At 72.9% G+C, this 22,561-nt stretch carries 25 protein-coding genes; 10 read left to right on the top strand and 15 right to left on the bottom strand.

Annotated elements, in window-relative coordinates; translation table 11 throughout:
- The first annotated feature begins 96 nt into the window (after window positions 1-96).
- Window positions 97-756, top strand: a complete 660-nt coding sequence (locus M3147_RS18050) for a DedA family protein (protein ID WP_251204799.1) — start codon at window positions 97-99, stop codon at window positions 754-756.
- A 227-nt stretch (window positions 757-983) separates the two neighbouring features.
- Here M3147_RS18050 and M3147_RS18045 read toward each other — a convergent pair whose 3' ends face one another.
- The 6 genes from M3147_RS18045 to M3147_RS18020 form a co-directional block, all read right to left on the bottom strand.
- Window positions 984-1,562, bottom strand: coding sequence for an antibiotic biosynthesis monooxygenase (locus M3147_RS18045; protein WP_251204798.1), 579 nt, complete (start codon window positions 1,560-1,562; stop codon window positions 984-986).
- A 215-nt stretch (window positions 1,563-1,777) separates the two neighbouring features.
- Window positions 1,778-2,374 carry a hypothetical protein gene (locus M3147_RS18040; protein WP_251204797.1) on the bottom strand — a complete coding sequence of 199 codons (597 nt, stop codon included), beginning with the start codon at window positions 2,372-2,374 and terminating at the stop codon, window positions 1,778-1,780.
- Window positions 2,361-3,440, bottom strand: coding sequence for an arginase family protein (locus M3147_RS18035; protein ID WP_251204796.1), 1,080 nt, complete (start codon window positions 3,438-3,440; stop codon window positions 2,361-2,363). The genes M3147_RS18040 and M3147_RS18035 overlap by 14 nt, the downstream gene beginning before the upstream one ends.
- Window positions 3,441-3,471: 31 nt before the next feature.
- Window positions 3,472-3,615 carry a hypothetical protein gene (locus M3147_RS18030; RefSeq protein WP_251204795.1) on the bottom strand — a complete coding sequence of 48 codons (144 nt, stop codon included), beginning with the start codon at window positions 3,613-3,615 and terminating at the stop codon, window positions 3,472-3,474.
- A gap of 50 nt (window positions 3,616-3,665) precedes the next feature.
- Window positions 3,666-4,748 (bottom strand): sensor histidine kinase, encoded by a 1,083-nt coding sequence (locus M3147_RS18025; protein WP_251204794.1) that lies wholly within the window; start codon window positions 4,746-4,748, stop codon window positions 3,666-3,668.
- The gene (locus M3147_RS18020) at window positions 4,741-5,454 is read right to left on the bottom strand and encodes a response regulator transcription factor (RefSeq protein WP_251204793.1); all 714 of its coding nucleotides are present in this window, start codon (window positions 5,452-5,454) and stop codon (window positions 4,741-4,743) included. Before M3147_RS18020 ends, M3147_RS18025 begins: the two co-directional genes overlap by 8 nt.
- Window positions 5,455-5,541: 87 nt before the next feature.
- Between M3147_RS18020 and M3147_RS18015 the strand changes: the two genes are divergently transcribed.
- Genes M3147_RS18015 through M3147_RS18000 form a run of 4 tightly spaced genes read left to right on the top strand, consistent with a single transcriptional unit; the run spans window position 5,542 to window position 7,336 of the window.
- Window positions 5,542-5,997 (top strand): VanZ family protein, encoded by a 456-nt coding sequence (locus M3147_RS18015; RefSeq protein ID WP_251204792.1) that lies wholly within the window; start codon window positions 5,542-5,544, stop codon window positions 5,995-5,997.
- 34 nt (window positions 5,998-6,031) lie between these two features.
- Window positions 6,032-6,382: a hypothetical protein gene (locus M3147_RS18010; protein WP_251204791.1), complete on the top strand. Its 351-nt coding sequence runs from the start codon at window positions 6,032-6,034 to the stop codon at window positions 6,380-6,382.
- 2 nt (window positions 6,383-6,384) lie between these two features.
- Complete coding sequence (locus tag M3147_RS18005; RefSeq protein WP_251204790.1) at window positions 6,385-6,855, top strand: hypothetical protein; 471 nt, start codon at window positions 6,385-6,387, stop codon at window positions 6,853-6,855.
- A gap of 43 nt (window positions 6,856-6,898) precedes the next feature.
- Window positions 6,899-7,336, top strand: coding sequence for an iron chaperone (locus M3147_RS18000; RefSeq protein WP_251204789.1), 438 nt, complete (start codon window positions 6,899-6,901; stop codon window positions 7,334-7,336).
- Between the two features lie 59 nt (window positions 7,337-7,395).
- On the opposite strand, the gene M3147_RS17995 is transcribed toward M3147_RS18000, so the two are convergent.
- Entirely contained in the window at window positions 7,396-8,988 is a 1,593-nt protein-coding gene (locus tag M3147_RS17995; protein ID WP_251204788.1) for a purine-cytosine permease family protein, read from the bottom strand.
- A 138-nt stretch (window positions 8,989-9,126) separates the two neighbouring features.
- Between M3147_RS17995 and M3147_RS17990 the strand changes: the two genes are divergently transcribed.
- The 4 genes from M3147_RS17990 to M3147_RS17975 all read left to right on the top strand — a co-directional run bounded on the left by M3147_RS17990 (window position 9,127) and on the right by M3147_RS17975 (window position 11,504).
- The gene (locus M3147_RS17990) at window positions 9,127-9,651 is read left to right on the top strand and encodes a RidA family protein (RefSeq protein WP_251204787.1); all 525 of its coding nucleotides are present in this window, start codon (window positions 9,127-9,129) and stop codon (window positions 9,649-9,651) included.
- 32 nt (window positions 9,652-9,683) lie between these two features.
- Entirely contained in the window at window positions 9,684-10,412 is a 729-nt protein-coding gene (locus M3147_RS17985) for a FadR/GntR family transcriptional regulator (protein WP_251204786.1), read from the top strand.
- Between the two features lie 119 nt (window positions 10,413-10,531).
- Window positions 10,532-10,939 (top strand): DUF4383 domain-containing protein, encoded by a 408-nt coding sequence (locus M3147_RS17980; protein WP_251204785.1) that lies wholly within the window; start codon window positions 10,532-10,534, stop codon window positions 10,937-10,939.
- A gap of 7 nt (window positions 10,940-10,946) precedes the next feature.
- Complete coding sequence (locus M3147_RS17975) at window positions 10,947-11,504, top strand: hypothetical protein (RefSeq protein WP_251204784.1); 558 nt, start codon at window positions 10,947-10,949, stop codon at window positions 11,502-11,504.
- A gap of 21 nt (window positions 11,505-11,525) precedes the next feature.
- Here M3147_RS17975 and M3147_RS17970 read toward each other — a convergent pair whose 3' ends face one another.
- Complete coding sequence (locus M3147_RS17970; RefSeq protein WP_251204783.1) at window positions 11,526-13,157, bottom strand: MFS transporter; 1,632 nt, start codon at window positions 13,155-13,157, stop codon at window positions 11,526-11,528.
- Window positions 13,154-14,179 carry a glutaminase A gene (gene glsA / locus M3147_RS17965; protein ID WP_251204782.1) on the bottom strand — a complete coding sequence of 342 codons (1,026 nt, stop codon included), beginning with the start codon at window positions 14,177-14,179 and terminating at the stop codon, window positions 13,154-13,156. The genes M3147_RS17970 and glsA overlap by 4 nt, the downstream gene beginning before the upstream one ends.
- Window positions 14,180-14,326: 147 nt before the next feature.
- Here glsA and M3147_RS17960 point away from each other — a divergent pair, with 147 nt between their 5' ends.
- Window positions 14,327-15,460, top strand: a complete 1,134-nt coding sequence (locus M3147_RS17960; protein WP_251204781.1) for a hypothetical protein — start codon at window positions 14,327-14,329, stop codon at window positions 15,458-15,460.
- Window positions 15,461-15,672: 212 nt separating this feature from the next.
- Here the strand turns inward: M3147_RS17960 and M3147_RS17955 are convergent, their stop codons facing one another.
- From M3147_RS17955 to M3147_RS17930, 6 genes are read right to left on the bottom strand one after another with little or no spacing between them, the layout of a single operon-like run.
- Complete coding sequence (locus tag M3147_RS17955; protein WP_251204780.1) at window positions 15,673-16,710, bottom strand: LacI family DNA-binding transcriptional regulator; 1,038 nt, start codon at window positions 16,708-16,710, stop codon at window positions 15,673-15,675.
- Between the two features lie 42 nt (window positions 16,711-16,752).
- Window positions 16,753-18,033, bottom strand: coding sequence for an amidohydrolase family protein (locus M3147_RS17950; protein ID WP_251204779.1), 1,281 nt, complete (start codon window positions 18,031-18,033; stop codon window positions 16,753-16,755).
- Window positions 18,023-18,778, bottom strand: a complete 756-nt coding sequence (gene allE / locus M3147_RS17945; RefSeq protein WP_251204778.1) for a (S)-ureidoglycine aminohydrolase — start codon at window positions 18,776-18,778, stop codon at window positions 18,023-18,025. The genes M3147_RS17950 and allE overlap by 11 nt, the downstream gene beginning before the upstream one ends.
- Window positions 18,775-19,860 carry an aminopeptidase gene (locus M3147_RS17940; RefSeq protein ID WP_251204777.1) on the bottom strand — a complete coding sequence of 362 codons (1,086 nt, stop codon included), beginning with the start codon at window positions 19,858-19,860 and terminating at the stop codon, window positions 18,775-18,777. Before M3147_RS17940 ends, allE begins: the two co-directional genes overlap by 4 nt.
- Window positions 19,857-21,242, bottom strand: coding sequence for a dihydroorotase (locus tag M3147_RS17935; RefSeq protein ID WP_251204776.1), 1,386 nt, complete (start codon window positions 21,240-21,242; stop codon window positions 19,857-19,859). The genes M3147_RS17940 and M3147_RS17935 overlap by 4 nt, the downstream gene beginning before the upstream one ends.
- Window positions 21,239-22,558, bottom strand: coding sequence for an amidohydrolase family protein (locus M3147_RS17930; protein ID WP_251204775.1), 1,320 nt, complete (start codon window positions 22,556-22,558; stop codon window positions 21,239-21,241). Before M3147_RS17930 ends, M3147_RS17935 begins: the two co-directional genes overlap by 4 nt.
- Window positions 22,559-22,561: the final 3 nt, after the last annotated feature.

Below are 22,561 nucleotides of genomic sequence, written 5' to 3'. Positions count from 1 at the left end.
GCCGCCGGGGCCGACGCGCGGCGGACTCAGCCGACGTTCATCCGCACCGCGTAGCGTGGCTCAGCGCCGGGCACGATCACGACGACGGGAGCCGCCATGACCGCCCTGACGACCGCCGACCATGGATTCACCGGGCTCACCGGATTCGCCGCCGACGTGCTGAACGCCCTCGGCGACGTCGGCGTCGGCGTGCTCGTCTTCCTCGAAGTGCTGGTCCCGCCGATCCCGAGCGAGGTGATCCTGCCGTTCGCGGGGTACCTCAGCCAGGCCGGCGAGCTGAACCTCGGCTGGCTCATCGTCTGGAGCACGGTCGCCTCGCTCGTCGGTGCCCTCGTGCTCTACTGGCTCGGCGCCGCGATCGGCCTCGAGCGCGCCGTGCGGTGGATCGCGTGGACGCGCCTCGTCAGCCTCTCCGACCTCGAGCGCGGGGCCGACTGGTTCCACCGCTTCGGTAAATGGTCGGTGCTCGTGGGGCGGCTCATCCCCGGCGTCCGGAGTCTCATCTCGCTGCCGGCCGGTGCGGATCGGATGCCGCTCGTGGTGTTCTCGTTGTTCACCGTGCTGGGGTCGGGGCTCTGGAACACCCTGCTCATCGGCGTCGGGGCGGCGCTCGGCACCCAGCACCACCTGCTCGAGGGCTGGCTCGAGTACCTCGATCTCGTCGTCTACTCGGCGATCGCCGTCGCGCTGGCCGTACTCATCGTGCGCCGGATTCGCGAGGCCCGTCGGATGAAACGAGCCACCACCGACGCCTGACCCCGGACGGCGAGTACCAGCCCGGCCGGTGCCCGCGGGGTTCACAACTCAGGTGCCCGCGGGGTTCACAACTCAGGTGCCCGCGGCGTTCACAACTCAGGAACGGCCGCCCGCCGATCCCTGCCGTTCTGCGGAACAGTGGATGGCTCGGGGTGCATAACGCCGGGATGTTCCTGAGTTGTGTGATGGCGGGGGCGGGGGCGGGGGCGGGGGAGCCCGGTGGGCGCTCAGCCGCGCGGCGTCAGCCAACGGCGCAGCGAGCGGGTGACGAACGGCAGCACCCAGTAGGTCATGATCGGCGTGAGCACGAGCGTCGTCACGAGCACCCGCAGCCAGAGCGGCAGCTCACCCCAACCGGGAACCGGGGTCATCAGGTAGGAGAACACCAGGTTCACCGGGAAGAAGCCGAGCCAGATCGTCACGGCCTGTTTCCACCGGGGCGGGGCGGGCGGCGGCTCGAGCGGTTCGGCGTCGACGGCGGGGATGGATCCGGTGGCGGGTTCGTCGAACCATCCCTCGATCCCGGTGCGGCGCTTCGAGCGTTCGCTGCGCACGAAGCCTTCGCCCATGGAGAGCCACCAGCTTCGCTCGGGCGAGCGTTCCCATGCTTGGAGCGTCTCCTCGCTCGTGAAGCGGTAGAGCATGTGCCACACCTGGGAGTCCTCGCCGGCGCGGACCCAGCCGGATCCGAGGAAGCCGGGATGCTTGTTCGCGAGGTTCACGCCGGTCTGCACCCAGGCGGTGGCCTCCGAGATGCGGGCGGGGTCGACCTCGCGGCGGATCGACACGGTGATGGGCTCTGACATGGGACCTCGGGGTGGGGGTTTCTCGCGTATCTCGCGAATGTTGTTCGCGAAACTCTGGGATGGTCGACCGTTTCGTTGGTGGCGGGCCGGTCGGGGCCGTCAGCGAGTGTAGCCGGGGTACGTTTCGGGCCGGTTTCCGTTCGAGGGGCCACCAGAGTGTTGGCCGCGCAGGCTCGTCGAGCGAGACTCGATTCGTCGAATCTCGGGAAACTGGGCTAGTCGGTGCCGGCCGATACGACGTTGCCTGCCAGGTCAGCGCGTACCGACCCGGTCTCGCCGTACTCGGTTTGAACGTTGAATGAGACCTCGGGAACGTCGGCCGCCGTCGAACCAGGGCCGTACGCGAGGGTCATCATGATCGCGCTGACCTCGCCGTCGGGTAGCCCGACCATCTCGGGGGCGTTCGGAAGCAGGGCGATGGTCTTCTCCGCATCGAGCTCGCGGAGATCGATCAATCCCGTGGACTCCTCGGCGCCCCTCGTGTCCTTGCGGGACTCGCTGAAACCGCCGTCATACCGGTAAGTGATCGTGCGCGGAGAATCACGTTCGACCGGCAACTCGACCGTTGCATACCCGTCGAACACGTACGCCGAGACGACCTCGGTGGTGCCGAACTCCTCATCGACATCGTCGACGAACGCTTCGAGCCCCGCCGTCGTCCACAGCCTGGGCTGCCCGAGCGTGAACACGTTCACTCCTGACATCATGAGCCAGCCCCCGACCCCGACGAGGGCAACGATGATCACAGCGATTGCGACCACCTTGGGCCGAGACGAGTGCTGCTGCTCTGTCGGTGCCTCACGAACGCTCATCTCCGAAGCGTGCCACACGGATGGTTCGCAATGAAAGACGATCCCCCCACGGAGACCCGCCTCCCCATGGCGGCCGGGTTGATCTCCGTCGGTCTGGTGCTTCGCACTCCGCGTGACCGCCCCTAGCGGTCAGCCGTTCGAGCTGCGAGCTTGCGCTGGGGCTCAGCGCGACACGGCGGAGCCCAGCCCCCCCGAACCCCTCCGCCACCAGCTCGGCGATCAGCCGGGCGTACCGTCCGTCGGGGTCGAGATCGGGGTCGAACACCGTCACCGAGGCGCCGATCGCCGCGGGCGCGAGCTCGGCGGGCAGCGTCGTCAGCGTGTCGACGTCGAGCCCGCCGGGGTCGGGGCTGTCGACCGCGGGCATGACGCTCGGGTCGAGCAGGTCGACGTCGAGCTGCAGCCAGTAACCGCTGCCGGCGGTCGCCCGGATGAGCTCGGCGAGCCGCGTCGCAGGCTGGGCGAGCGCCTCCGCGGCGGAGACCACGAGTCCGAGCGTGCGCCGAGCCTCGTCGGCGTGTTCGTCGTCGTCGCGGTGGCCGAGGTGCGCGGCACGCGCCGCGTCGAAGTACGGCCCCGCGCCGTCGAGGTCGGCGATCGCGGGCCAGTGCAGGCCCACCGCGGCCGCGAGGTCCTCGCCGGCGACGCTGGCACAGGCCTCGCTGTTGCCGGGATGGCGGAAGTCGGTGTGTCCGTCGAGGTGCACGAGCCCGCTCCCGCCGCGGCGGGAGAGAGCGAGCCCCGCGCCGAGCAGGATGCTGCAGTCCCCGCCGAGGACGAGCGGCGCGTCTCCGGCCTCGAGCACCTCGTCGAGACGACGTGCGAGCCGCCGCGAGTGCTCGACGAGGGCGCGCTCGTTGCGGACGCGCCCGGCGGGCCGGGTCGCGTCGTCGTCCACGTAGCGCCCGGGCAGCACCACCCCGGCATCGCGGGCGCCCGCCGCCGAGAACCGCTCGTGCAACCCGGCCTCGCGCAGCGCCTCCGGCGCCTTCGACGTGCCCGGCACCGTGCCAGGTCGTGGCGGACGGAGTCCGAGATTGCTCGGAGCCGAGACGAGGGCGATCATGCGCTCAGCGTGCCAGCTGCGACCGACACGGCTACGGTCGGTACTCCTCGCGCGGCTCGGTCGTGGGAGGTTCGGGCCGGCTCGGGGGGAGGCCGCCGAGGCCGTCGAGCGCCGCGGCGAGACTCGCGAACATGGCGCGGATGACCCGCCAGAATCCACTCCGTGGGTTCGTCATCGCTGCACCTCCGAGGTTCCCCCGAAGCTATCGGATGAGTGGCGTCCCGGCTAGGGGCTGACCGCCGCCGGCAGCCGCACGCTCACGCGCAGCCCTCCATGCTCGCCTGGCTCGACGACGAGCACGCCGTCGTGCGCGGTCACGATGCTCTGCACGATCGCGAGTCCGAGGCCGACCCCAGCGTGATCGCCGCGGATCCGTTCGACGCCGCGCTGGAAGGGCTCCGTGAGGGTCGCCACCAGGTGCGGCGCGAGCGCCGGCCCCGTGTTCTCGACGACGAGCACGGCGCGCCCGGGCGCCGCGATCGTCGTGACGTGCACGTCGCCGCCCTCCGGCAGGTTGTGCACGATCGCGTTGTGCACGAGGTTCGTCGTGAGCTGCAGCAACAGGGCGGGCGAGCCGAGCGCCGCGACGACATCACCGGATGCCTCGACGGCGACTCCCCGCTGTTCCGCGAGCGGCAGCAGGGTCTCGACCGAGTCCTCGGCGAGGAGCGAGAGATCGACCGCCTCGCGCTGAAATGACCGCCGGTCGGCGCGGCTCAGCAGGAGCAGCGCTTCGGTGAGCTCGATGGCCCGGCCGTTCACGAGTCGCAGGCGCTCGACGAGCGCCTGGTCGGCGGCGGGGTCGTCGCGGGCGACCTCGAGCATCGTCTGCGTGATCGCGAGCGGGGTGCGCAGCTCGTGCGAGGCGTTCGCGGCGAAGCGCTGCTGCTCGGCGATGTGGGCCTCGAGCCGCGCGAGCATCGCGTCGAAGCTGTCGGCGAGCTCGCGGAACTCGTCGCTCCGACCCTCCAGCTCGATCCGGTGCGAGAGCGAGCCCTCCGCCGTCTTGCGAGTGGCCTTCGTGATCCGGTCGAGCGGGGCGAGCATCCGCCCGGCGAGGATCCAGCCGCCCGCGAGGCCGAAGGCCAGGAGGAACAGGAGCGCCCAGGCGGCCGCCGGGGCGAAGGCGCGCACGAGATCGTTGCGGCCGGGAGTGAAGCCGTCCACCGTCGCCGAGGCCTCGGCCGGCACGTAGCGCAGCAGGAACATCCACACGACGGCGAGCAGCAGCAGGATGGCGAGCAGCAGGAAGCCGGCGTAGCTGAGGGTCAGCTTCCAGCGGACCGAGAGCCCTGGACGCCTATGCACGCGGGCCCCCGGCATCCGCGACCCCCGTGCCCGCCGCGCCGCTGTCGCCGGTATCGATGCGATAGCCGACCCCCGGCACTGTCGCGATCACCCACGGCGTGCCGAGCCGCTTGCGCAGCGCGGACACCGTGATCCGCACCGCGTTGGTGAACGGGTCGGCGTTCTCGTCCCAGGCGCGTTCGAGCAGCTCCTCGGCACTGATCACGCCGCCCTCCGCGGCGACGAGCACCTCGAGCACGGCGAACTGCTTGCGGGTGAGCGCCACGTAGCGGCCGTCCCGGTAGACCTCGCGGCGGAACGGGTCGAGCCGCAGCCCGGCGAGCTCGCGCACGGGCGGGCGCACCTGGCTGCGCCGCCGGTCGAGGGCCCGCAGCCGCAGCACCAGCTCGCGCAGTTCGAACGGTTTCGTGAGGTAGTCGTCGGCGCCGAGCTCGAAGCCGGAGGCCTTGTCGTCGATGCGGTCGGCTGCGGTGAGCATGAGGATCGGCATCCCGACGCCGGAGGCGACGATGCTCGCTGCGACCTCGTCACCGCTCGGGCCGGGGATGTCACGGTCGAGCACCGCGATGTCGTAGCTGTTGATCGACAGCAGCTCGAGGGCGGTGTCGCCGTCGCCGGCCACGTCGGCGGCGATCGCCTCCCGGCGGAGCCCCGTGCGGATGGCCTCGGCCATCAGGGGTTCGTCTTCGACGATCAGCACGCGCATGTCACCGATGGTACGAGGCGGACCGTATCGCGGGCGTATGCGGATCGGGAAACACCCGCGCAACACGCCCGCGCCTGGAGTGGGAGCATGACCACCACATCCGGCCGTCCCGGCGGGCGCGGGTCGGGCACCGTCGTCGCTGCGCTGTTCGCCGCGTACCTCGTGCTCCTCGTCTGGCTCGTGCTCTGGAAGCTGCAGCTCCCGTGGGAGGCGTTCCAGGTTCAGCGCAGCCTGAAGCTCGTGCCCTTCGTCGCGGCAGAGGGCTACGGCGCGAGCGCAGTGCGCGAGGTGGCGGGCAACATCGTGGTGTTCGTGCCGTTCGGGCTCGGCCTCGCGCTGCTGCGGCCTGATCGAGGGTGGTGGCGCGTCGCGCTGGCGGCGGCGTCGCTGAGCACGATCCTCGAGCTCGCGCAGTTCGGGCTCGCGGTCGGCCGCACCGACGTGACCGACGTGATCACGAACACGGCGGGCGCCGTGACCGGTGTCCTGCTCGTCCGGCTCCTCGGCCGCAACCCCCTTGCCGAGGCGGCCGGGAGCACGTAGACCGGAACATGCACCGTGGAGGAGGGCGCTTTTCATGACGATCCGGTTGAACGAGACGGCACTGCGTCACGCGCGGTCGCTCGTGCGCGACGGCACGGTCGTGCGCGACGAGCGCGACGCCTGGAGCGAGGACGCGCCGAACGCCGAGGAGGAGAACGCCTTCATCGAGCGGGAGGGCTGGACCGAGTACCGGCACTGGCACCTCGGCGTCGACGACGACGAGAACGACGAGACGAAGGGCGCGTACTCCTTCCCCTACGGCGACTTCCGCCGCGTGCACCGCTGCGCGGTGATCTCGCTCGAGAGCCGCGCCGGGCAGTACGACCACGACGACATCCGCGACGCCGCCCGGGCGCTGCTCGAGCTGATCGACGCGGAGGGCTGAGGATGGCGACGGTCACCGAGCGCCGCGACCGGCGGCGCGCGAAGGCGGCGCTCGCGCACGCGAAGTCCGCTGAGAAGGAGGCGAAGCGCCTGGCTGACGGGCTTCCGCCGGGCCGCGCCAAGCAACGTCTGGAAGCGCTCGTCGCGCAGTCGCGGGCGACGCGACGTGCGGCGAAGGTCGACCGAAAGCGCGCACCGCGCCGGGCCGCGCGCACGGCGGCGCGCGCGACGGCGGGACTGGATGCCTGGTCCAGGCGGGTCGTGCCGTCCACCGTCCACCGGGGCGCTGCGGCCGAGCCGGGCGCGGCGATCACGGATGCTGCGGCGGCGGCCAAGCGTCGGGCCGCCCTGCTGAAGCAGCGTCGCAAGCAGGCCGACCGCGTGCGCAAGTGGGCGAAGAGCGCCGCCGCGCACACGGTCGTGCAGGCGGTGACGACGCCGGAGGAGCCTGCGAAGCGGAAGAAGCGGGAGTAGCCTCGGACGCGCGGGCGGGGGCCCGCGGGGAGGAGCGCAGCTGATGGCGAACGGCGAGGCATCCGGACTGAGCGCGGAGGAGCGCGCGGCGGTCAAACAGCGGGCGAAGGAGCTCCGCGAGCAGGAGAAGGCCGGCAAGAGCCGCGCCGCCGGCGAGGCGGCGGTGCGTGAAGCGATCGCCGCGCTCGAGCCGGAGGACCGCGAGCTCGCGGAGGGGCTCGACCGCGTCGTGCACGAGGTCGCGCCGGAGCTCGTGCCGAAGACGTACTACGGCATGCCGGGCTACGCGAACGGCGAGGGGAAGATCGTCGTGTTCCTGCAGCCCGCGAAGAAGTTCAAGACGCGGTACGCGACGATCGGCTTCGAGGACCGTGCGACGCTCGACGACGGCGACTTCTGGCCCGTCGGCTTCGCGGTCCGCGCGTGGACCGCGACGGTCGAGCGCGAGGTGACCGAGCTCGTCCGCCGCGCCGTGGGCTGACGAGGCGGCCGGGCGGGATCCACGGATCCCGCCCGGCCGGGTCTTCGGGCGCTCGTCGATCAGCCCGCTGCGGTGAGCGCGGCGTGCTCTCGGCGGCTCGCCTGCAAGTACGCGGTGCTCAGCACGCCGCACGCGGCGCAGATGGGCGGCTGCCCCTCGGTGCTCGGGTCGCGGTCCATCTCGACGGCGACGTAGCTGTGGTCGCAGACGTGGCAGCGCACGCGCGCCTCCCACGGGTCGTCGACCTCGGCGCGCGGATCGTGGGCCCGGCGGAGCAGGCCGCCGCGGCCGGTGCGGTCCACGACGGCGGCGAGCACGATCGCGAGCACGAGGGTGATGGGCGTCGACCAGGCGGCGCCGAAGGCCCCGCCGAACTGGTACAGCAGGATGCCGAGGAGCGACGTCGCGACCCACACGGCGCCGTTCCAGGTGAAGCGGCGCACGCGCCCGGCGCGGAACTCCTCGAGCTCGCTCGTGTTCCAGGTGCGCACGAGGTGCACGAGCGCGACGCCGACCCACGAGGCGATGAAGGCGCCCTGCCAGGCGAGCGCGACGAGCAGGTAGCTGACCACGTCGGTGAGCATGAACACGTAGGTGATCGCGCCGCAGAACAGCACGGCTGCCACGCGCGGCACGCGCACCCGGAACAGGCGGAAGACGAGCGCCTCCATGTTCGTGGAGGCGACGTAGAAGTTCGCCGTGTTGATGCGGGCCTGGGTCACCCAGACGAGGAAGAGGCCCCAGCCGCCGAGGAGGCTCACCATGGTGTTGCCGACGAGCTCGGAGGAGACGGCGCCGTCGAGTCCGGCGCTGTAGGCGATGAAGATGCCGATGAGGCCGTTCGCGAGGTACACGAAGGCGTAGAAGACCGGGCCGAACACCGCGATGCCGTTCGAGCGCGCCTGCTCCGGCTTGCCGAAGCGGGCGAAGTCGACCGTGAACATCATCAGCACGAGCACGCCGAGGTAGACGAAGAACGCGTAGAGCCAGCCCGGGGCGGCGAAGTCGGCGCCCTCCTGCGGCGGGTGCGCGAGCCAGCCGGACGAGTCGTTGCGCATGGCGAGCATGACGACGACCACCATGAGGCCGATCCAGTAGACGGGCAGCAGGATGGCGTTGTACTTGTCCATCCAGCGGCGGATGCCGCCCATCACGAGCGGCAGATTGATCGCCACCGCGATGGCGCTCCAGAGCGCGAGCGAGAGCTGGGGGAACGCGACGTGGAAGGCGTTCGCGATCATCGACGACTCGAACACCGCGTAGTAGATCGCGGTGGCCGCGAGCACGAGGGCGCCGAGCAGCGAGCCCGAGGTGCCGAAGATCCGCTGCGACATGAGGGCGACGGTGAGGCCGGTGCGCGCGGCGTAGCGGCTGAACGCGTAGCCGAGCGCTCCGAACGCGGCGCAGGCGAGCACGATGCCGATGAGCGCGTCGGTGGTGCCGACCGTCGCCGCGAGCGTGGCGGCGGTCACGAGGTAGAACATGCCGCTCACGAGGGCGTAGAAGGACATCGCGAGGGATGGCCGGGGCATCCGCCAGGACAGCGGCACGACGTGGGTCGTGTAATCCTCGGTGGCAGCCTCCTTGACGACCTTGGGGTCGTCGTGGTGCTGAACTTCGAGCGGGGCGAGAGCAGGGAGTTGAGTCGTCATCGAGCTCCTCCGGACGTCGGGGTCTGATGGTCAGACCAGTTGGGGGATCGGAACTAGTATGGTCTGATGGTCGGACCAGTGCAATACTGATCCGCGCAGCGCCGTGAAACCGGTGCTGAAACCGGACAAGGAGGTCACATGACGGACACGCAGGACCAGGCCGCCGCCGCAGCCGAGACCCCGGAGCAGCGCGTGGCGCGGCTCGGGCTCGAGATCCCCGACTTCGCCACGCAGGGGTACTACGGCGCCGACGTCTACGGCTCGATGAAGCCGCACCACATCTCGGGGAACATCCTCTTCCTGAGCGGCCACACCCCCGACCAGCCCGACGGCACCGTGCGCTACCCGGGCCGCCTCGGCGACACGCTCACCGTCGAAGAGGGCTACGAGGCCGCGCGCCTCACCGCGCTCAACTGCCTCGGCGGCATCCGCCTCGCCCTCGGCTCCCTCGACCGCGTCGAAGCCGTCGTGCGCGCGCTCTGCTTCGTCGTGTCGACCCCGGAGTTCACCGACGTGCACCGCGTCTCCTCGGGGTACAGCGATCTCTTCGCCGAGGTCTTCGGCCCCGCCGCCGGGCTCGGCGGGCGCGCGACGATCGGGGTCACCAGCCTCGCCGGCGGCTCCTCCTTCGAGAACTGGGTCACCGTGGAGATAAAGTCATAGCACTCGGGTGGGGCGCGCGACAGGAGGCCGAGGTGGATCTCAAAGTCTCGCGCGACGCCGGAGCGCCGGAGAAACTGGCGAACCGGCTGCTCGAGCTCATCGAGTCGGGCGAGCTGAAGCCGGGCGACAAGCTGCCGAGCGAGCGCGAGCTCGCCGAGCTCGGCGGCGTCGCCCGCAGCACCGTGCGCGAGGCGCTCTCCGCCCTCGAGATGCGCGGGCTCGTCAGCCGTCGCCCCGGCCGCGGCAGCGTGGTCGAGGCCGTCGCCCGGCCGAAGCTCGCGGACTCATTGCGGGGCGTGCTGCCGCCGAGCGAGCGGCTGCTCGCCGAGGTGATGGACCTCCGGGCCGTCGTCGAGCCGCCGCTCGCCGAGCGAGCCGCGCTCCGGGCGGATGTCTCGGGGCTCGCCGCGCTCGACCGGGTGCTCGCCGCCGCGGAGGAGGAGCTCGGCCGGCCCGAGCCCTCCGCCCCCCGCCTCGTCGCGCTCGACCTCGAGTTCCACACCACGGTCGCGACACTCGCGCAGAACGCGATGCTCGTCGAACTCATCGACGTCGTGAACGAGTGGACCGCGCCCTCGCGCGACGAGACGCTGCAGAGCCTCGAGCGGATGCTCCGCTCGCACCGCGCGCACCGCCGCATCGCCGACGCCATCCGCTCGGGCGACCCCGCCGCCGCGCACGAGGCGATGGCGGCGCACCTCGGCCAGATCGCCGAGGTCATCGCGGCGCCGCAGCCCGGCGCCGAGGCGCTCCCCGGCTGAGCGGCGCGGCGCCCGGGCCACGTCGCGCGCCGAGGCATCCGCATCTCCTCCAATCCGGTACCGCGAGGGTTCCGAATCCCCCATGACGGCCCGCACGGGCCCGGGATCAAGGAGGAACCATGCGAAACTCACCGAACCGCATCGTCGCCACGGTGTTCGGCGCGGTCTACGTGCTCGTCGGACTGCTGGGCTTCGCCGTCACCGGCGGCGTCTCGTTCGTCGCGACCGAGGGCGGGCTGCTGCTCGGCATCTTCGCGGTGAACCCGCTGCACAACATCGCGCACCTCCTGATCGGTGCGGCGCTGCTCGTCGCCGGCCTCATGAGTGCGCGCGCCGCGAAGACGGTGAACACGATCGTCGGCGCCGCCTACCTGCTGCTCGGCATCGTCGGATTCTTCCTCGCGGGCACCGCGGCGAACATCCTCGCGCTGAACACGCCGGACCACTTCCTGCACCTCGCGAGCGCGCTCGTGCTGCTCGGCGTCGGCCTCGGGGCCGAGCGCAGCGGCCGGCTGGCGACGGCCTGAGGTCGACGTGCTCACCGCCGCGCTCCGCAGCTGGCCGGCGCTCGCCGCGCTCGGGGCCGGGCTCGTGCTCGCGGCGCTCGCCGCGGGGGCGACGGGCCCGGTCGCCGTGGGGGTGCTCGCGGCGGCCGGGATCGCGGCGCTCGTCTGGGCGGTCGCCGCGCTCCGAGCGGGTCGCGCGGTGCTGCCGCGCACGACGCTCGCCGTCGGCCTGACGCTCGTCGTCGGACTCGCGCTCGTCGTGGGGGCGGGCGCGGCGCCGGGGCTCGGACTCGCCGGGCTGCCGACGATCGCGGCGGCGGGCTTCGCGCTCGTCGTCGCGATCGGGGCGGCGGCGCGGCTCCGCGGCCCACGCGCTCCGGGTCAGGGGCCCGATCAGACCCGGGATGCCGCGCCGGCATCCGCATCCCCGGCCGCACCCGCGGCCACCCGGACGCGGCATCCCGTGGCAGCCACCCTCGGACTCGTCGCGGGCGCCGCGCTCGTCGCCGCCCTCGCGACCCCGGCCCTCGCCGGGACCGAGCCGGGCGAGCTCGCCGTCCCGCACGGCGAGCTGCACCAGCACTGACGTGGCGGTTCAGAGCCCCCGCTACTCGCCCGCGGGCGAGGGGTCGGGGATCTCCTCCGGCTTGTACCTCGGCAGCCGCGAGGCCGGCAGTGCCGCGGCGAGGCTCAGGCCCGCGAGCACGAGGAAGCCCATCCGCAGGGTGCGCAGCCGCTCCTCCTCGTTGATGGCGACGGCGGCGTCGATCTGCTCCGCGCTCGCGTCGGTCTCGGCGAACTTCTCGCGCAGCTCGTCATTGCTGATGAAGTTCACCTGATCGAGGTCGACCTGGGCGACGAGCTCGTCCGGCAGCTCCGGATGCTCCGTCACCGCCTGCGTGAAGTTCAGGCTCAGCATCGTGACGAGCAGCGCACCCATCACCGCGGTGCCGACGGCGGAGGCGAGGTTCTGCGTCGTGCCGCGGATCGAGCCGACGTCGCCCGCCAGCTCCTTCGGCGCCGCCGTCACGAGCACATTGAACACCAGCGTGACGAGCGCCCCCTGGCCGATGCCGAAGACGATGAGGCCGAGGATCGTCGGCAGCGTCTCCCAGTTGTTCGTCACCACGAAGGCGAGCCACACGAGCGCGACGGTCGTCAGCCCGAACGAGAACAACCCGATGACCCGCGGGCTGTAGCGCCGGTAGAACCGCACGATCAGGGTCGCCGTGACGAACACCGTCAGGTTGAACGGCATCATCGCGAGCGAAGTGTCGAACGGCGTGCGCCCCTGCACCACCTGGATGTACGTCGGCACCGTGAAGTTCACCGCCGCCTCCATCGCGACGATGATGAACATCGCGTAGACGGCGGCGCGCTCGCGCGAGCTGCCGAGCACCGAGAGGTCGACGAGCGGCACCCGGCCGAGCCGCATCCGGCGTCGCGTCCAGAGGAAGAACGCCTGTCCGAGCACGAGCCCGGCGAGCACGAACACCGGCGCGGGCGAGATGCCGAGCACGTCGAACGGCGCACCCGGTTCGGCGAGCACGATGCCCCACGCGTTCAGGTTGTTGAAGCCGAGGGTGAGCAGCACGATCGCCCCGCCGATGAGTGCGGACGCGACGAGGTCGATCCGCACCGAGGCATCCCCCTTGTCGGAGCGCAGCCCGAAGCTCAGCGCGAAGACCGCGACGGCGAGGCCGAGGGTGATCATGAAGACCGGCCGCCAACCGACGAGGGTGCCGAGCGTCCCACCGATGAGGAACGCGCTGATGCCCGAGAACGCCCGCGCCGAACCGAGCGAGCCGACCGCGGTCGCCTGCTGCGCACCGCGGTAGTTCTCCGCGATCAGCGCGACGAGCGACGGCACGATGATGGCGGCGGATGCCCCGGCCAGCACCTGCCCCGCGATCGCCCAGCCGATCGTCGGCGAGAGGATCATCAGCACCGAGGACACGCCGAACACGACGACGACGCAGCGGAAGATCAGCACCCAGCCGATCCGCTGGCCGAGCTTCGCCCCGGTCATGACGAGCGCGGCGACGGCGAGCCCGTAGACGACGATCGTGGTGCTCGCGACGGTCGGCGGCACACCGAAGTCCTCGACCATGCCGCCGAGGGAGATCGGCAGGGCGGCGACGTTGAACGACATCAGCACCTGCGCGAGGAACAGGCCGATCATCGGCGCCCAGGAGCGGCGCTCCTCGGCGCGGGCGGGTGCGGCGGCGTGCGCGGTCATGCGCGGCTCCCTTCGACGGGTGCGGATGCCTCCGGCGATGCGGCCGTCGAGGCGAAGAGGTTCAGGCCGAGCGCGCGCGAGAGGTAGGCGCAGGCGCGCTGGCCGCGCACGCTGTTGCCGGCCGGGTCGAGGCGGGGCGAGTAGGCGCCCACGGCGCCCTTGCCCGGGGCGACCGCGACGATGCCGCCCGCCACGCCCGACTTCGCCGGCAGCCCGATCTCGAACAGCCACTCGCCCGAGCGTTCGTACATGCCGCACGAGGCGAGCAGCGCGAGCGTGTCGCGGCACACCTCCGCGGAGACGACGCGCGCGCCCGTCACCGGGTTCACCCCGCCGTCGGCGAGGGTCGCGCCCATTACGGCGAGATCCTCGGCCGTCACCGAGAGGGCGCACTGCTTCGTGTACACGTCGACGACGGCGAGCGGGTCGGCATCCAGGCGTCCGTAGCTCTGCAGCAGACGTCCGATCGCCTGATTGCGCTGGTTCGTCTCGACCTCGGAGCGGTACACCTCGCCGTCGAGGGCGAGCTCGCGGCCGGCGAAGGCGGACAGCCCGGTGCGCACGAGCTCCCACTGCTCGGCCGGGGTCGCGGCGGGCACGAGCGCGGTCGTCGCGATCGCCCCCGCGTTCACCATGGGGTTCATCGGGCTGCCCCCGTTCAGCTCGATCGCCATCACCGAGTTGAACGGGAGCCCCGTGTTGTTCACGCCGACGATCTCGTGCACCGCCTCGTGCCCGATCGCCTCGCAGACGAGCGCGAACACGAAGGCCTTCGAGATGGACTGGATCGAGAACGCGACCCCGGCGTCGCCCGCGCGGTGCACCACGCCGTCGACCTGCGCGACGACGAGGCCGAAGTGCGCCGGATCCGCCTCGGCGAGGATCGGGATGTAGTCGGCGACGACGCCCTCGTCGAGCCCGGCGTAGCGTTCGTGCGCGGCGGCGACCGTCTCGGCGAGTCGAGCCGGGAGCCCTCCCGTCGATGCATGCTGGGCGATGTCCGCCACGTCGGCTTCGAACATGCGCCCTCCCCCCGGAGCCAGCTGTCGCTCGGAGTCTAGACCCGCCGGGCGCTCAGCGGGAGTACCCCCGTGGCCCGCGGATCGCCGGCTCGCTACGCTGCATCCAGGCGCGATCGCGGGGGATCGCGGGACCAGGCGGGGAGACGCGTGAACGACGGCATCAAGTGGGGCCTGCCGGTGCTCGGCGCCGCGGCCCTCGGCACCCTCGGGCTCGTGCTGGGCACGACCGCGCTCGCCGACGGCGTCGTCGCGCAGAGCGTGATCACCGGGGCGGTCGCCGAGTCCCGCGCCGAGGAGGCGCTCGGCGATCTGCGCGGCGCGACGACGCTCGCGAGAGGGCAGGTCCTGGAGGGCGAAGCGCTCGCCGGCGCGTTCGTGGACGGTCTTGGCGACCCCGCGCTCGCCGAGGCGCTGACGGCGGATGTCGCGTCCGCACGCGAGATCATCGACGACGCCGCGCTCGAGCTGCCGGAGCCGCCCGCCTACGATCACGGGCCGCTGACGCCGGTCTGGACGAGCCTCGCCGAGGCGGTCGCGACCCAGGAGCGCACCGCACGGCTCGCCGAGCTCGAGCAGGAGGCCGAGTCGGGCCTCGCCGGCCTGCACGATGCGGAGCAGCAGCTCGCCGAGGCGCGCAGCGCGTTCTACGCGGACGCCGCCGCCGATGCGCAGGCGGTGCTCGACGCGAGCACGGTCGCGAGCTACGAGTCGCGCGTGCCCGCGATGCACGCGATCGCCCAGGACGGCGAGACCTGGTTCGTCGAGCAGGACGACAGCGCCGAGGGGTACGAGCAGCTCGCCGCCGCCGTGGCCGCCGTGCGCGACTCGCAGACCGCCGAGACCGCCCGTCGGGCGGCGCCCGAGTACGCGAGCCGCGGGCCGATCGAGGAGTTCGCCCGCTCCATCGCGCACGGCGTGCACCTCGACTTCGCGTGGGACCACGTCGTCAACGGGCTCTCGAGCGAGGAGTGGTACTCGGGCACCGCGCAGTACTGGTACGGCGACGGGGGCTGGGCGAAGCTGCACCTCAGCTACTCGATCGACTGGAGCTACGCCGACGACGTGAACGCCAAGGCGGTCGTCGTGCACGAGGTCGGGCACACCCAGGTCGTGCGGCCCGAGTGCACGCCCATCTTCGAGAGCGCCGTGTTCGGCAGCGACGACGAGATGTGGGCGACCGCGTGGGCGATCGCCGCGGGGTACGACCTGCCGGGGTCGGGCATCGAGGCCTACGGGCGGCCGAGCGACGAGCAGATCGCCGAGGCCGGTCGCTGCGTGTAGCGGGCGGTTCGCCGAGCGTGGTTCGCTGAGCCTGTCGAAGCGGGTGGTTCGCTGAGCCTGTCGAAGCGCGCGGTGTTCGCTTCGACGAGCTCAGCGAACCAGTTTGGTGTGCGCTTCGACGGGCTCAGCGAACCAGTTTGGTGTTCGCTTCGACGGGCTCAGCGAACCAGTTCGGTGTGCGCTTCGACGAGCTCAGCGGACCAAGACGGGGCTCAGCGGGCCGGGCGCACCGTGCTGCCGCGCACGCGGAGCACCGCGTCGGAGAGCAGCGGGCCGTCGATCGGCTCGCCCTCGATGCGGCGCAGCAGCATGCCGACGGCGAGCTCCGCCTGCCGGTCGGGCTGCAGGTCGATTGCGGTGAGCGGCGGGTCGTGCCGCTCGGAGCCCGGGCTGTCGATGCCGACGGCGACGAGCACATCCTCGGGGATCCGCACCTCGGCATCCCGGGCCGCCCGCAGCACGCCCTCGCGATACTGCTCAGCGGTCGCGATGACGGCGTCGGGGCGGTCGCGGGCGCGGAGCAGCGCGAGCGTCGCCTCGTACGGGTCGTTGTGGGCGTGGTCGAGGGGGATCAGTCGCACGAGCTCGGGCATCCCGTTCGCCGCCGCCCAGTCGCGGTACGCGGCGGCGCTCTCCTCCGCCCACGACCAGCTCGCGTCGGCGCTGATCAGCGCGATCCGCCGTGCGCCCTGCTCGTGCAGGTGGTCGAGCAGCGTCCGCATGTTCTCGCCGTGGTCGCTCGTGACCGCGTAGGGCCAGTCGGGGCGGGCGGCATCCCGCTCCACCGTGACGACCGGCGTGCCGAGCCGCTCGAGCGCGGCGAGCCGCTCGTCGTTGCGCACGGGGTCGCAGAGCACGACCCCGTCGGCGCCGATGAGCCGCCAGCCGTCCTCGCTCGTCACCGTCGGCGGGGTGAGCGTGAGCGCGTACCCCGCCTCGAAGGCCTTCGTCGCGGCCGCGCGCGCCGCGGTCATGTAGAAGTCGAGGTCGAGCATCGGCACGGCGCCCTCGTCGACGGACGGCAGGGCGAACGCGATCGTGCCGGTGCGGCCGAGGCGGAAGGCGAGCGCCGCGCGGCTCGGCCGGTAGCCGAGCTCGTCGGCGGTGCGCTGCACCCGGTCCCTCGTCGACTGGCGGAGCTTGCCGCTGCCGTTGAGCGCGGCCGAGACCGTGCTCGTGGACAGGCCGAGCTCGCGGGCGACGTCGTGGATGGTGACGCGTTTCGTCGCCGGCTGATCACGCTCCGTCATGGACCTCGACCTCTCCGTCGGCACCAGGCGCGGGGAACGCCATCAACTGTAGACGAGCTCGGTGCTGACGCGGCGCGACGCGACGAGCGCGCCGCGGCGCACCGTCCAGCGCGACCCGGCCTCGTTGCGGAGCGCGTGCAGGCGGTCGCCCGCGGCGAGCACGACGAAAGAGGCCTCCGCGCCCGCCTCGAGCCGCGGGGCCGGTCGGCCGACGGCGGCGCGGGCCGAGCTCGTCACCATCCGCCAGGCGTCGTCCACGCCCTCGCCCGCGCGGTCGGCGAGCGGCAGCGCGTGCCACGCGAAGCGGGCCCGTTCGAGCGGATCGAGGGTGCCGAGCGACTCCCAGTTGTCCTCGTGGTTGCCCGTGCCGATCGTCACGGTCACCCCGGCGTCCAGCAGCTCGTTCGGCCGCGAGACGCCGCGGTACGGGTACGAGCTCTGCAGGTTCGACGGGCAGACGGTGATGGCGATGCCGGCCGCGGCGACCTTCTCGATTACCCGGGCGTCGTCGTCGTCGGCGTAGGTCTCGAGGGCGCCGACGTGGTTCGCGTTGACGAGCCCCTGCATGCCGTACGCGATGGTGAGCTCGGCGAGCGGTTCGAGCATGCGCTCGCTCGGGTCGGTGAAGTAGTCGACGTTGATGTCGATGGGGCGGCCGAACCGTTCGGCGAGTTCGAAGACGAGCCGGAGGTGCGTGAGCCGGGCCTCGTCGTCGGCCTCGTTGTTGGGCCAGCCGCCGACGCGGTCGGCACCCATCGCGAGGGCCTCGGCGACGAGCCCGTAGGCGCGCGCGTCGCCGACCATGCCCTCCTGCGGGAACGCGGTGACGACCGTCTCGATCACGCCGTCGCACTCGGCTCGGGCGCGCAGCACGCCCTCCACGGAGGCGAGCCCCGTGATCGAGTCGATGTCGGCCTGCCCGGCGATGAGGCCGACGCCCTCGAGCGCCGAGGCGCGGAGGAAGCGGCCGGCGCGATCGGCGACGTCGTCGACGGTGAACGCCGCCTTGAGGTCGCGCTGGCGCTGCATGAGCACGGGCCGCGGGCCGTGGGCGACAAGCCCGAGCTCGGCGATCCGCTGCCGGCTGTAGACCTTGTCGGGGTGGCTGTGCGGTTCGACGAACGGGGTGGTCACGAGGCCGCCGTCGGCGTCGATCACCTCGGTCGCCGTTGTTCCGGTCGCGGCATCCGGCCCGATCGCGGTGATCGCGCCGTCGCGCACGACGACGTCCACGAGCGCGCCGGCGGGCGCACCGCCGCCCGCGGCGTCCCGGTCGAGCCGGGCGCCGCGCACGACGAGGTCGGCGGTCGTCTCAGAAGCCATCGCGGTTCACATCCTTGTAGAGCAGGTAGGCGGATGCCTCGGGGCCGGTCGCGGTGAACGCCTGCGTGCAGTACGGCGCCATGTAGATGAAGTCGTCCTGCTGCACGTCGACGTGCTCGCCGTCGAGGTGGTACACGCCGCCGCCCTCGAGGAGATAGAGGCCGTGCTCCTGGTGGTGGATCTCGACCATGCGGAACCGGGCGCCGCCCTGGAAGCGCATGACGTTCATCGCGAGGTCGAAGCGCTCGTCGTCGGGCAGCAGCTGTCCGTAGCTGCCGTCGATGCCGTCGTCGTCGATGCCGACGATGTCGCCGAGCCGGCCGGAGACGACGGGCGGCGCCTCGACGCCCTCGACGGCGAGGTAGCGTTTCTTCACCCAGAGGGCGCGGGATGCCGCGACCGCCTCGAGCTCGAAGGTGCGGCCCTCCGGGAGGAAGAGGTAGCCGCCGTTTTCGAGCAGCCATTCCTCGCCGGCGGAGCGCACGCGGAGCCCGCCGCCGAGCGCGATGAGGAAGTTCTCGAAGCCCGCGCCCTGCGGGAGCGTGCTCGCGGCGCCGGCGTCGAGCTGCAGCAGGTACTGGCCGAAGCGGGCGGGGCTGCCCTGCGGGGCGGCGAGCACGGTGGCGGCGTAGGGCGGCAGGCCCGGCAGCGTGTTCTCGACCATCGTGTCGGGCGTCATCAGGTAGTAGCGGTCGCCGACGCGGCCGCGGCTCGCGCTCAGGTAGTCGTTGCGGTAGCTCGTCACTCGGGGCTCCAATCGGCCGGAAGGGGGTCGGGGTAGCGGCCGTCGACGAGGAGCGGTGCCCCGTCGACGGTGATGGTGGGGCGTTCGACGACGAGGTCGACGTGCACCTCGGAGTGCCAGTGCGCCCCGGTGTAGTCGCCGAAGGGGTGGCCGAGGGCGATGTGGCAGCCGGGGACGTTCTCGTCGAAGAGCAGGGTGCCGCTGAGCGCCGTGCAGGCGCGATTGGTGCCGACGGCGAACTCGCCGATGCGGCCGGCGTGCTCGTCGCGGCCGAACCAGGCGCGGAGGCGTGCGGCGAGCTCCGCGTCGGGGTGGTCGAGCGCGACGAGCCGGCCGCCGCGCACCTCGAAGCGCACGGGATCGGCGAGCAGGCCGGTCGAGGCGTTGAAGGGGTAGCCGAGCACGCTCGCCGCGATCACGCCGTCGGCGCCGACCGGGGAGCAGAACACCTCGCCCTGCGGCAGTCGGCCGCCCTCGCCGGCGGCGTGGTAAAGCCCCGTGAACGCGGTCCACGGCCGGGCCGGGTCGAGGGTGAAGCGGATGTCCGTGCCGAGGGCGTTGCGCACCTCGGCGGTCGTCGCGCCGGTGAGCCGTTCGCGGACGAGCCCGCTGAAGCGGGCCACTTCGCGGTAGTCGGCGGCGAGACCGATGCCGAGGCTCGGCCGGTCGAGCGCGGTGAGCTGGGCGTGCCTGGCGCCCACGGTGTCGAGGAGGGCCCAGAAGCGCTCGTCCCAGGCGAGGCGGTCGTCGCCGTCGCGCGCGGCGAACGCCGTCACGGTCGGCCGGTGCCCGGTGATCGCGCGCTCGATCTCGGCGAAGGCGGCCGGGTAGTCGTCGTCGAGTCCGGGCACGAGGTGCAGCCTGGCGTCGTCGGTGACGCGGGCCGCCGCGGCGACGATGTGCTCGGCGAGCCCGCGGGTCGCGTCGTCCGAGATGACGAGCACCCGGTCGCCGGAACCGACGGCGAGGCAGGTGTCGATGAGCTCGCGCGCCCCGCGGTCGAGGTCGGCGTCACTGACGGGCGGCAGCGCGCTCGGGCGCCGGAGCCCGGACGCGGCGCTGCTCGCGGCCGCCCCGCTCACGCGGAGCTCCTCGCGGGCGCGGGGACCGCGAGCGGCACGAAGGCGCCGGGGCCGTGGTCGGTGACGAGCCCGCCGTCGAGCACGACGAACTCGCCGCGGGCGACGGTCGCGCGCACCCGGACGGTGCTCGGCCGGCCCTCGTAGGGCGACCAGGGGTCCGGGCCGAACTGGCCCGACGCCTGCACGGGCCGGGCCGGGCCGAGCTGCAGCACCGCGAGGTCGGCGTCCGCGCCGGGCGCGATGCGCCCCTTCGCGGGCGCGGCGCCGCAGCGCTCGGCGGGTCGGCTCGTGACGAGGGCGAGCGCCTCGGGCAGCATCCAGCCGCGCCGCAGGGCCTCGTCGAGGAAGAGCGGGGCGAACTCACGGGCGCTCTGGATGCCGAACGGCCCGCCGAGCGCGTCGTGCTCGGCGACGGCCTTGTCGGCGAGGGAGTAGACGCAGTGGTCCGAGACGACGGCGTCGATCGCCCCGTCGCGGAGCCGCTGCCACATCCCCTCGACCGCGGGCCGGGCGCGCAGCGGCGGCGCACAGAGCGCGGTCCAGCCGAGTCGGAGGAAGTCCTCGGCGTCGAGCAGCAGGTGGTGGGCGGTGACCTCGCAGCTCGCGGCGACGCCGCGGTCCCGCGCCGCGGTCACGAGGTCGACCGCCTCGGGCAGCGAGAGGTGCACGAAGTGCACGGCCCCGCCGGTCTCCTCGGCGATGGCGAGCACGCGGCGCACGGCGTCGAGCTCGAGTTCGGGGCTGCGGGCCGCGAGCACGGCGGCGTAGTCGGTGCGGCCGGCGGCGCGCTCGGTGGCGATGCGGGCGCTCAGCCCCTCGCGGTCCTCGGCGTGCACGAGCACGAGCCCGCCGTGCCGCGCGGTCTCGGCGAGCCCCTGGCGGAGGTCGTCGTCGCTCGCCGAGGGGTAGTCCATGTCGTTCTCGGGGAGGAAGGCCTTGAAGCCGGGGGCGCCGAGCTCGCGCTGCCCGCCGAGTTCGCCGAGGCCGGGCCCGGTGAGCGCGCCCCACAGGCCGAAGTCGACGATCGCGCCGTGCGCGCCGAGCTCGGACTTCGCCGCGAAGCGCTCGGCGGTCGTCGTCGGCGGGGTCGTGAAGGGATGCTCGATGACGAAGGTGCAGCCGCCGAGCGCGGCGTTCGCCGTGCCGATGCGGTAGTCGGCGGCGAGGTCGTCGCCGGGGTTGTCGAAGTGCACGTGCAGGTCGACGAAGCCGGGGGAGACGACGTCGTCGCCGGCGTCGAAGACGCGCTCGGCGTCGACCTCGCGGTCGGCCCCGCGGCGCACGGCCGTGATCCGGCCGCCCTCGACGAGCACCGTGGCGGGCACCAGCTCGCCGCCGACGAGCACGCGCTCACCGATGACCGCGAGCTCGGCGCGGCTCATGCGCCGGCCCCCGCCGCGAGCCGGGCGTCGGCTCCGGCTCCGGCGATCGCCTCGTCGACGCTCCGCCGGGCGACGATGCGTCCCGCCTTGATCGTGGTGAGCGGGCCGCCCGGGCGGCGGAGCGCCTCGAGCCGGTCGCGGGCGCCGAGCAGCACCAGGTCGGCGGGCATGCCCGCCGTCACGTCCGGGCCGCGCCAGGCCTCGGCATCCGCCCGGCCGCGATCGTCGAGCGCGTGCGCCGCGCCCGCGGCGACCATGTGCCAGACGAGGTCGACGTCGTCGTCGCCGTAGCCGCCGCCGACGAGGGTCATGTAGGCGCGGTCGAGCGGGCTCAGCGTGCCGAGCGGGTACCAGCCGTCGTTGAGATTGTCGCTGCCGACGACGAGCTCGGCGCCGGCGCGGCGCAGCTCGTGCGGGCGGGAGAGTCCGCGCGGGCCGCCGTCGACGAGGTTCAGCGGGATGATCGCGACGCGCACGTCGGCCTCGGCGATCCGGGCGGCGACGCGGCGGGCGTCCTCCTCGGAGTAGCGCTCGATGCCGCAGCAGTGGCTCGCGAGCACGCGGCCCTGGTAGCCGCGGGCGATGGTCTCGTCGGCGACGACCTCGAGCATGCGCTCGCGCTCGTCGAGCCAGCAGTCGGCGTGGATGTCGACGTCGACGTCGAACTCCTCGGCGAGCTCGAACACGGTGCGCACGTGGGCGCGCTGCTCGGCATCCCCCTCCTCGACGTTGGGCCAGCCGCCGACGAGGTCCGCGCCCGAGCGCAGTGCCTCGCGGAGCAGCGGGAGCGCGCCGGGGTCGCGGCCGAGCCCCTCCTGCGGGAAGGCGACGAGGTCGACGTCGAGGATGCCGCGCACCTCCTCGCGCGCCTGCAGCACGCCCTCGAAGCCGCGGAGCCCGGCGATGAAGTCGATGTCGATGTTCGCGCGCAGCCGGGTGACGCCGTTCGCGACGGCGAGCTCGAACGCCCGGCGGGCGCGGCGGGCGACCCGCTCGGGCGTGAAGCCGGCCTTGATGCGGCTGGAGCGGGCGAAGTGGTCGAGCCCGGATGCCTCGGCGGGGTCGAGCTCGGAGAGGCTGAACGACTTGTCGGGGTGCAGGTGCGGTTCGACGAAGGCGCGGGCGAGCAGGCCGCCGCGAGCGTCGAGCCGTTCGGCGCCGGCGCGGTCGGCCCACTCGGCGAGAGCGACCGCGCCGATGGAGCCGCTCGCTTCGATGGCGGCGACGGCGCCATCCCGGAGGAGCACGTCGTGCGTGCCGGGGCGACCGTGCAGCGCGGCGCCGGCGACGAGGAGGGCGGGGGCGCTCGGTGCCATCCC

This window comes from Agromyces mediolanus (assembly GCF_023715325.1).
Lineage (GTDB): Bacteria > Actinomycetota > Actinomycetes > Actinomycetales > Microbacteriaceae > Agromyces > Agromyces mediolanus_A.
The sequence above is the reverse complement of the archived record's forward strand: the minus strand, read 5'-3'. Positions and strand labels throughout refer to the sequence as shown.

Bases quoted from the DNA above. Each gene is read 5' to 3' on its own strand.
- M3147_RS18050 (WP_251204799.1), top strand. From the start codon at position 97: ATGACCGCCCTGACGACCGCCGACCATGGATTCACCGGGCTCACCGGA.
- M3147_RS18035 (WP_251204796.1), bottom strand. From the start codon at position 3,440: ATGATCGCCCTCGTCTCGGCTCCGAGCAATCTCGGACTCCGTCCGCCA.
- M3147_RS17970 (WP_251204783.1), bottom strand. From the start codon at position 13,157: ATGACCGCGCACGCCGCCGCACCCGCCCGCGCCGAGGAGCGCCGCTCC.
- M3147_RS17980 (WP_251204785.1), top strand. From the start codon at position 10,532: ATGCGAAACTCACCGAACCGCATCGTCGCCACGGTGTTCGGCGCGGTC.
- M3147_RS17995 (WP_251204788.1), bottom strand. From the start codon at position 8,988: ATGACGACTCAACTCCCTGCTCTCGCCCCGCTCGAAGTTCAGCACCAC.
- M3147_RS18020 (WP_251204793.1), bottom strand. From the start codon at position 5,454: ATGCGCGTGCTGATCGTCGAAGACGAACCCCTGATGGCCGAGGCCATC.
- M3147_RS18045 (WP_251204798.1), bottom strand. From the start codon at position 1,562: ATGTCAGAGCCCATCACCGTGTCGATCCGCCGCGAGGTCGACCCCGCC.
- M3147_RS18010 (WP_251204791.1), top strand. From the start codon at position 6,032: ATGACGATCCGGTTGAACGAGACGGCACTGCGTCACGCGCGGTCGCTC.
- M3147_RS17935 (WP_251204776.1), bottom strand. From the start codon at position 21,242: ATGAGCCGCGCCGAGCTCGCGGTCATCGGTGAGCGCGTGCTCGTCGGC.
- M3147_RS17930 (WP_251204775.1), bottom strand. From the start codon at position 22,558: ATGGCACCGAGCGCCCCCGCCCTCCTCGTCGCCGGCGCCGCGCTGCAC.
- M3147_RS18005 (WP_251204790.1), top strand. From the start codon at position 6,385: ATGGCGACGGTCACCGAGCGCCGCGACCGGCGGCGCGCGAAGGCGGCG.
- M3147_RS18015 (WP_251204792.1), top strand. From the start codon at position 5,542: ATGACCACCACATCCGGCCGTCCCGGCGGGCGCGGGTCGGGCACCGTC.
- M3147_RS17950 (WP_251204779.1), bottom strand. From the start codon at position 18,033: ATGGCTTCTGAGACGACCGCCGACCTCGTCGTGCGCGGCGCCCGGCTC.
- M3147_RS18040 (WP_251204797.1), bottom strand. From the start codon at position 2,374: ATGAGCGTTCGTGAGGCACCGACAGAGCAGCAGCACTCGTCTCGGCCC.
- M3147_RS17955 (WP_251204780.1), bottom strand. From the start codon at position 16,710: ATGACGGAGCGTGATCAGCCGGCGACGAAACGCGTCACCATCCACGAC.
- M3147_RS17990 (WP_251204787.1), top strand. From the start codon at position 9,127: ATGACGGACACGCAGGACCAGGCCGCCGCCGCAGCCGAGACCCCGGAG.
- glsA (WP_251204782.1), bottom strand. From the start codon at position 14,179: ATGTTCGAAGCCGACGTGGCGGACATCGCCCAGCATGCATCGACGGGA.
- M3147_RS18030 (WP_251204795.1), bottom strand. From the start codon at position 3,615: ATGACGAACCCACGGAGTGGATTCTGGCGGGTCATCCGCGCCATGTTC.
- M3147_RS18000 (WP_251204789.1), top strand. From the start codon at position 6,899: ATGGCGAACGGCGAGGCATCCGGACTGAGCGCGGAGGAGCGCGCGGCG.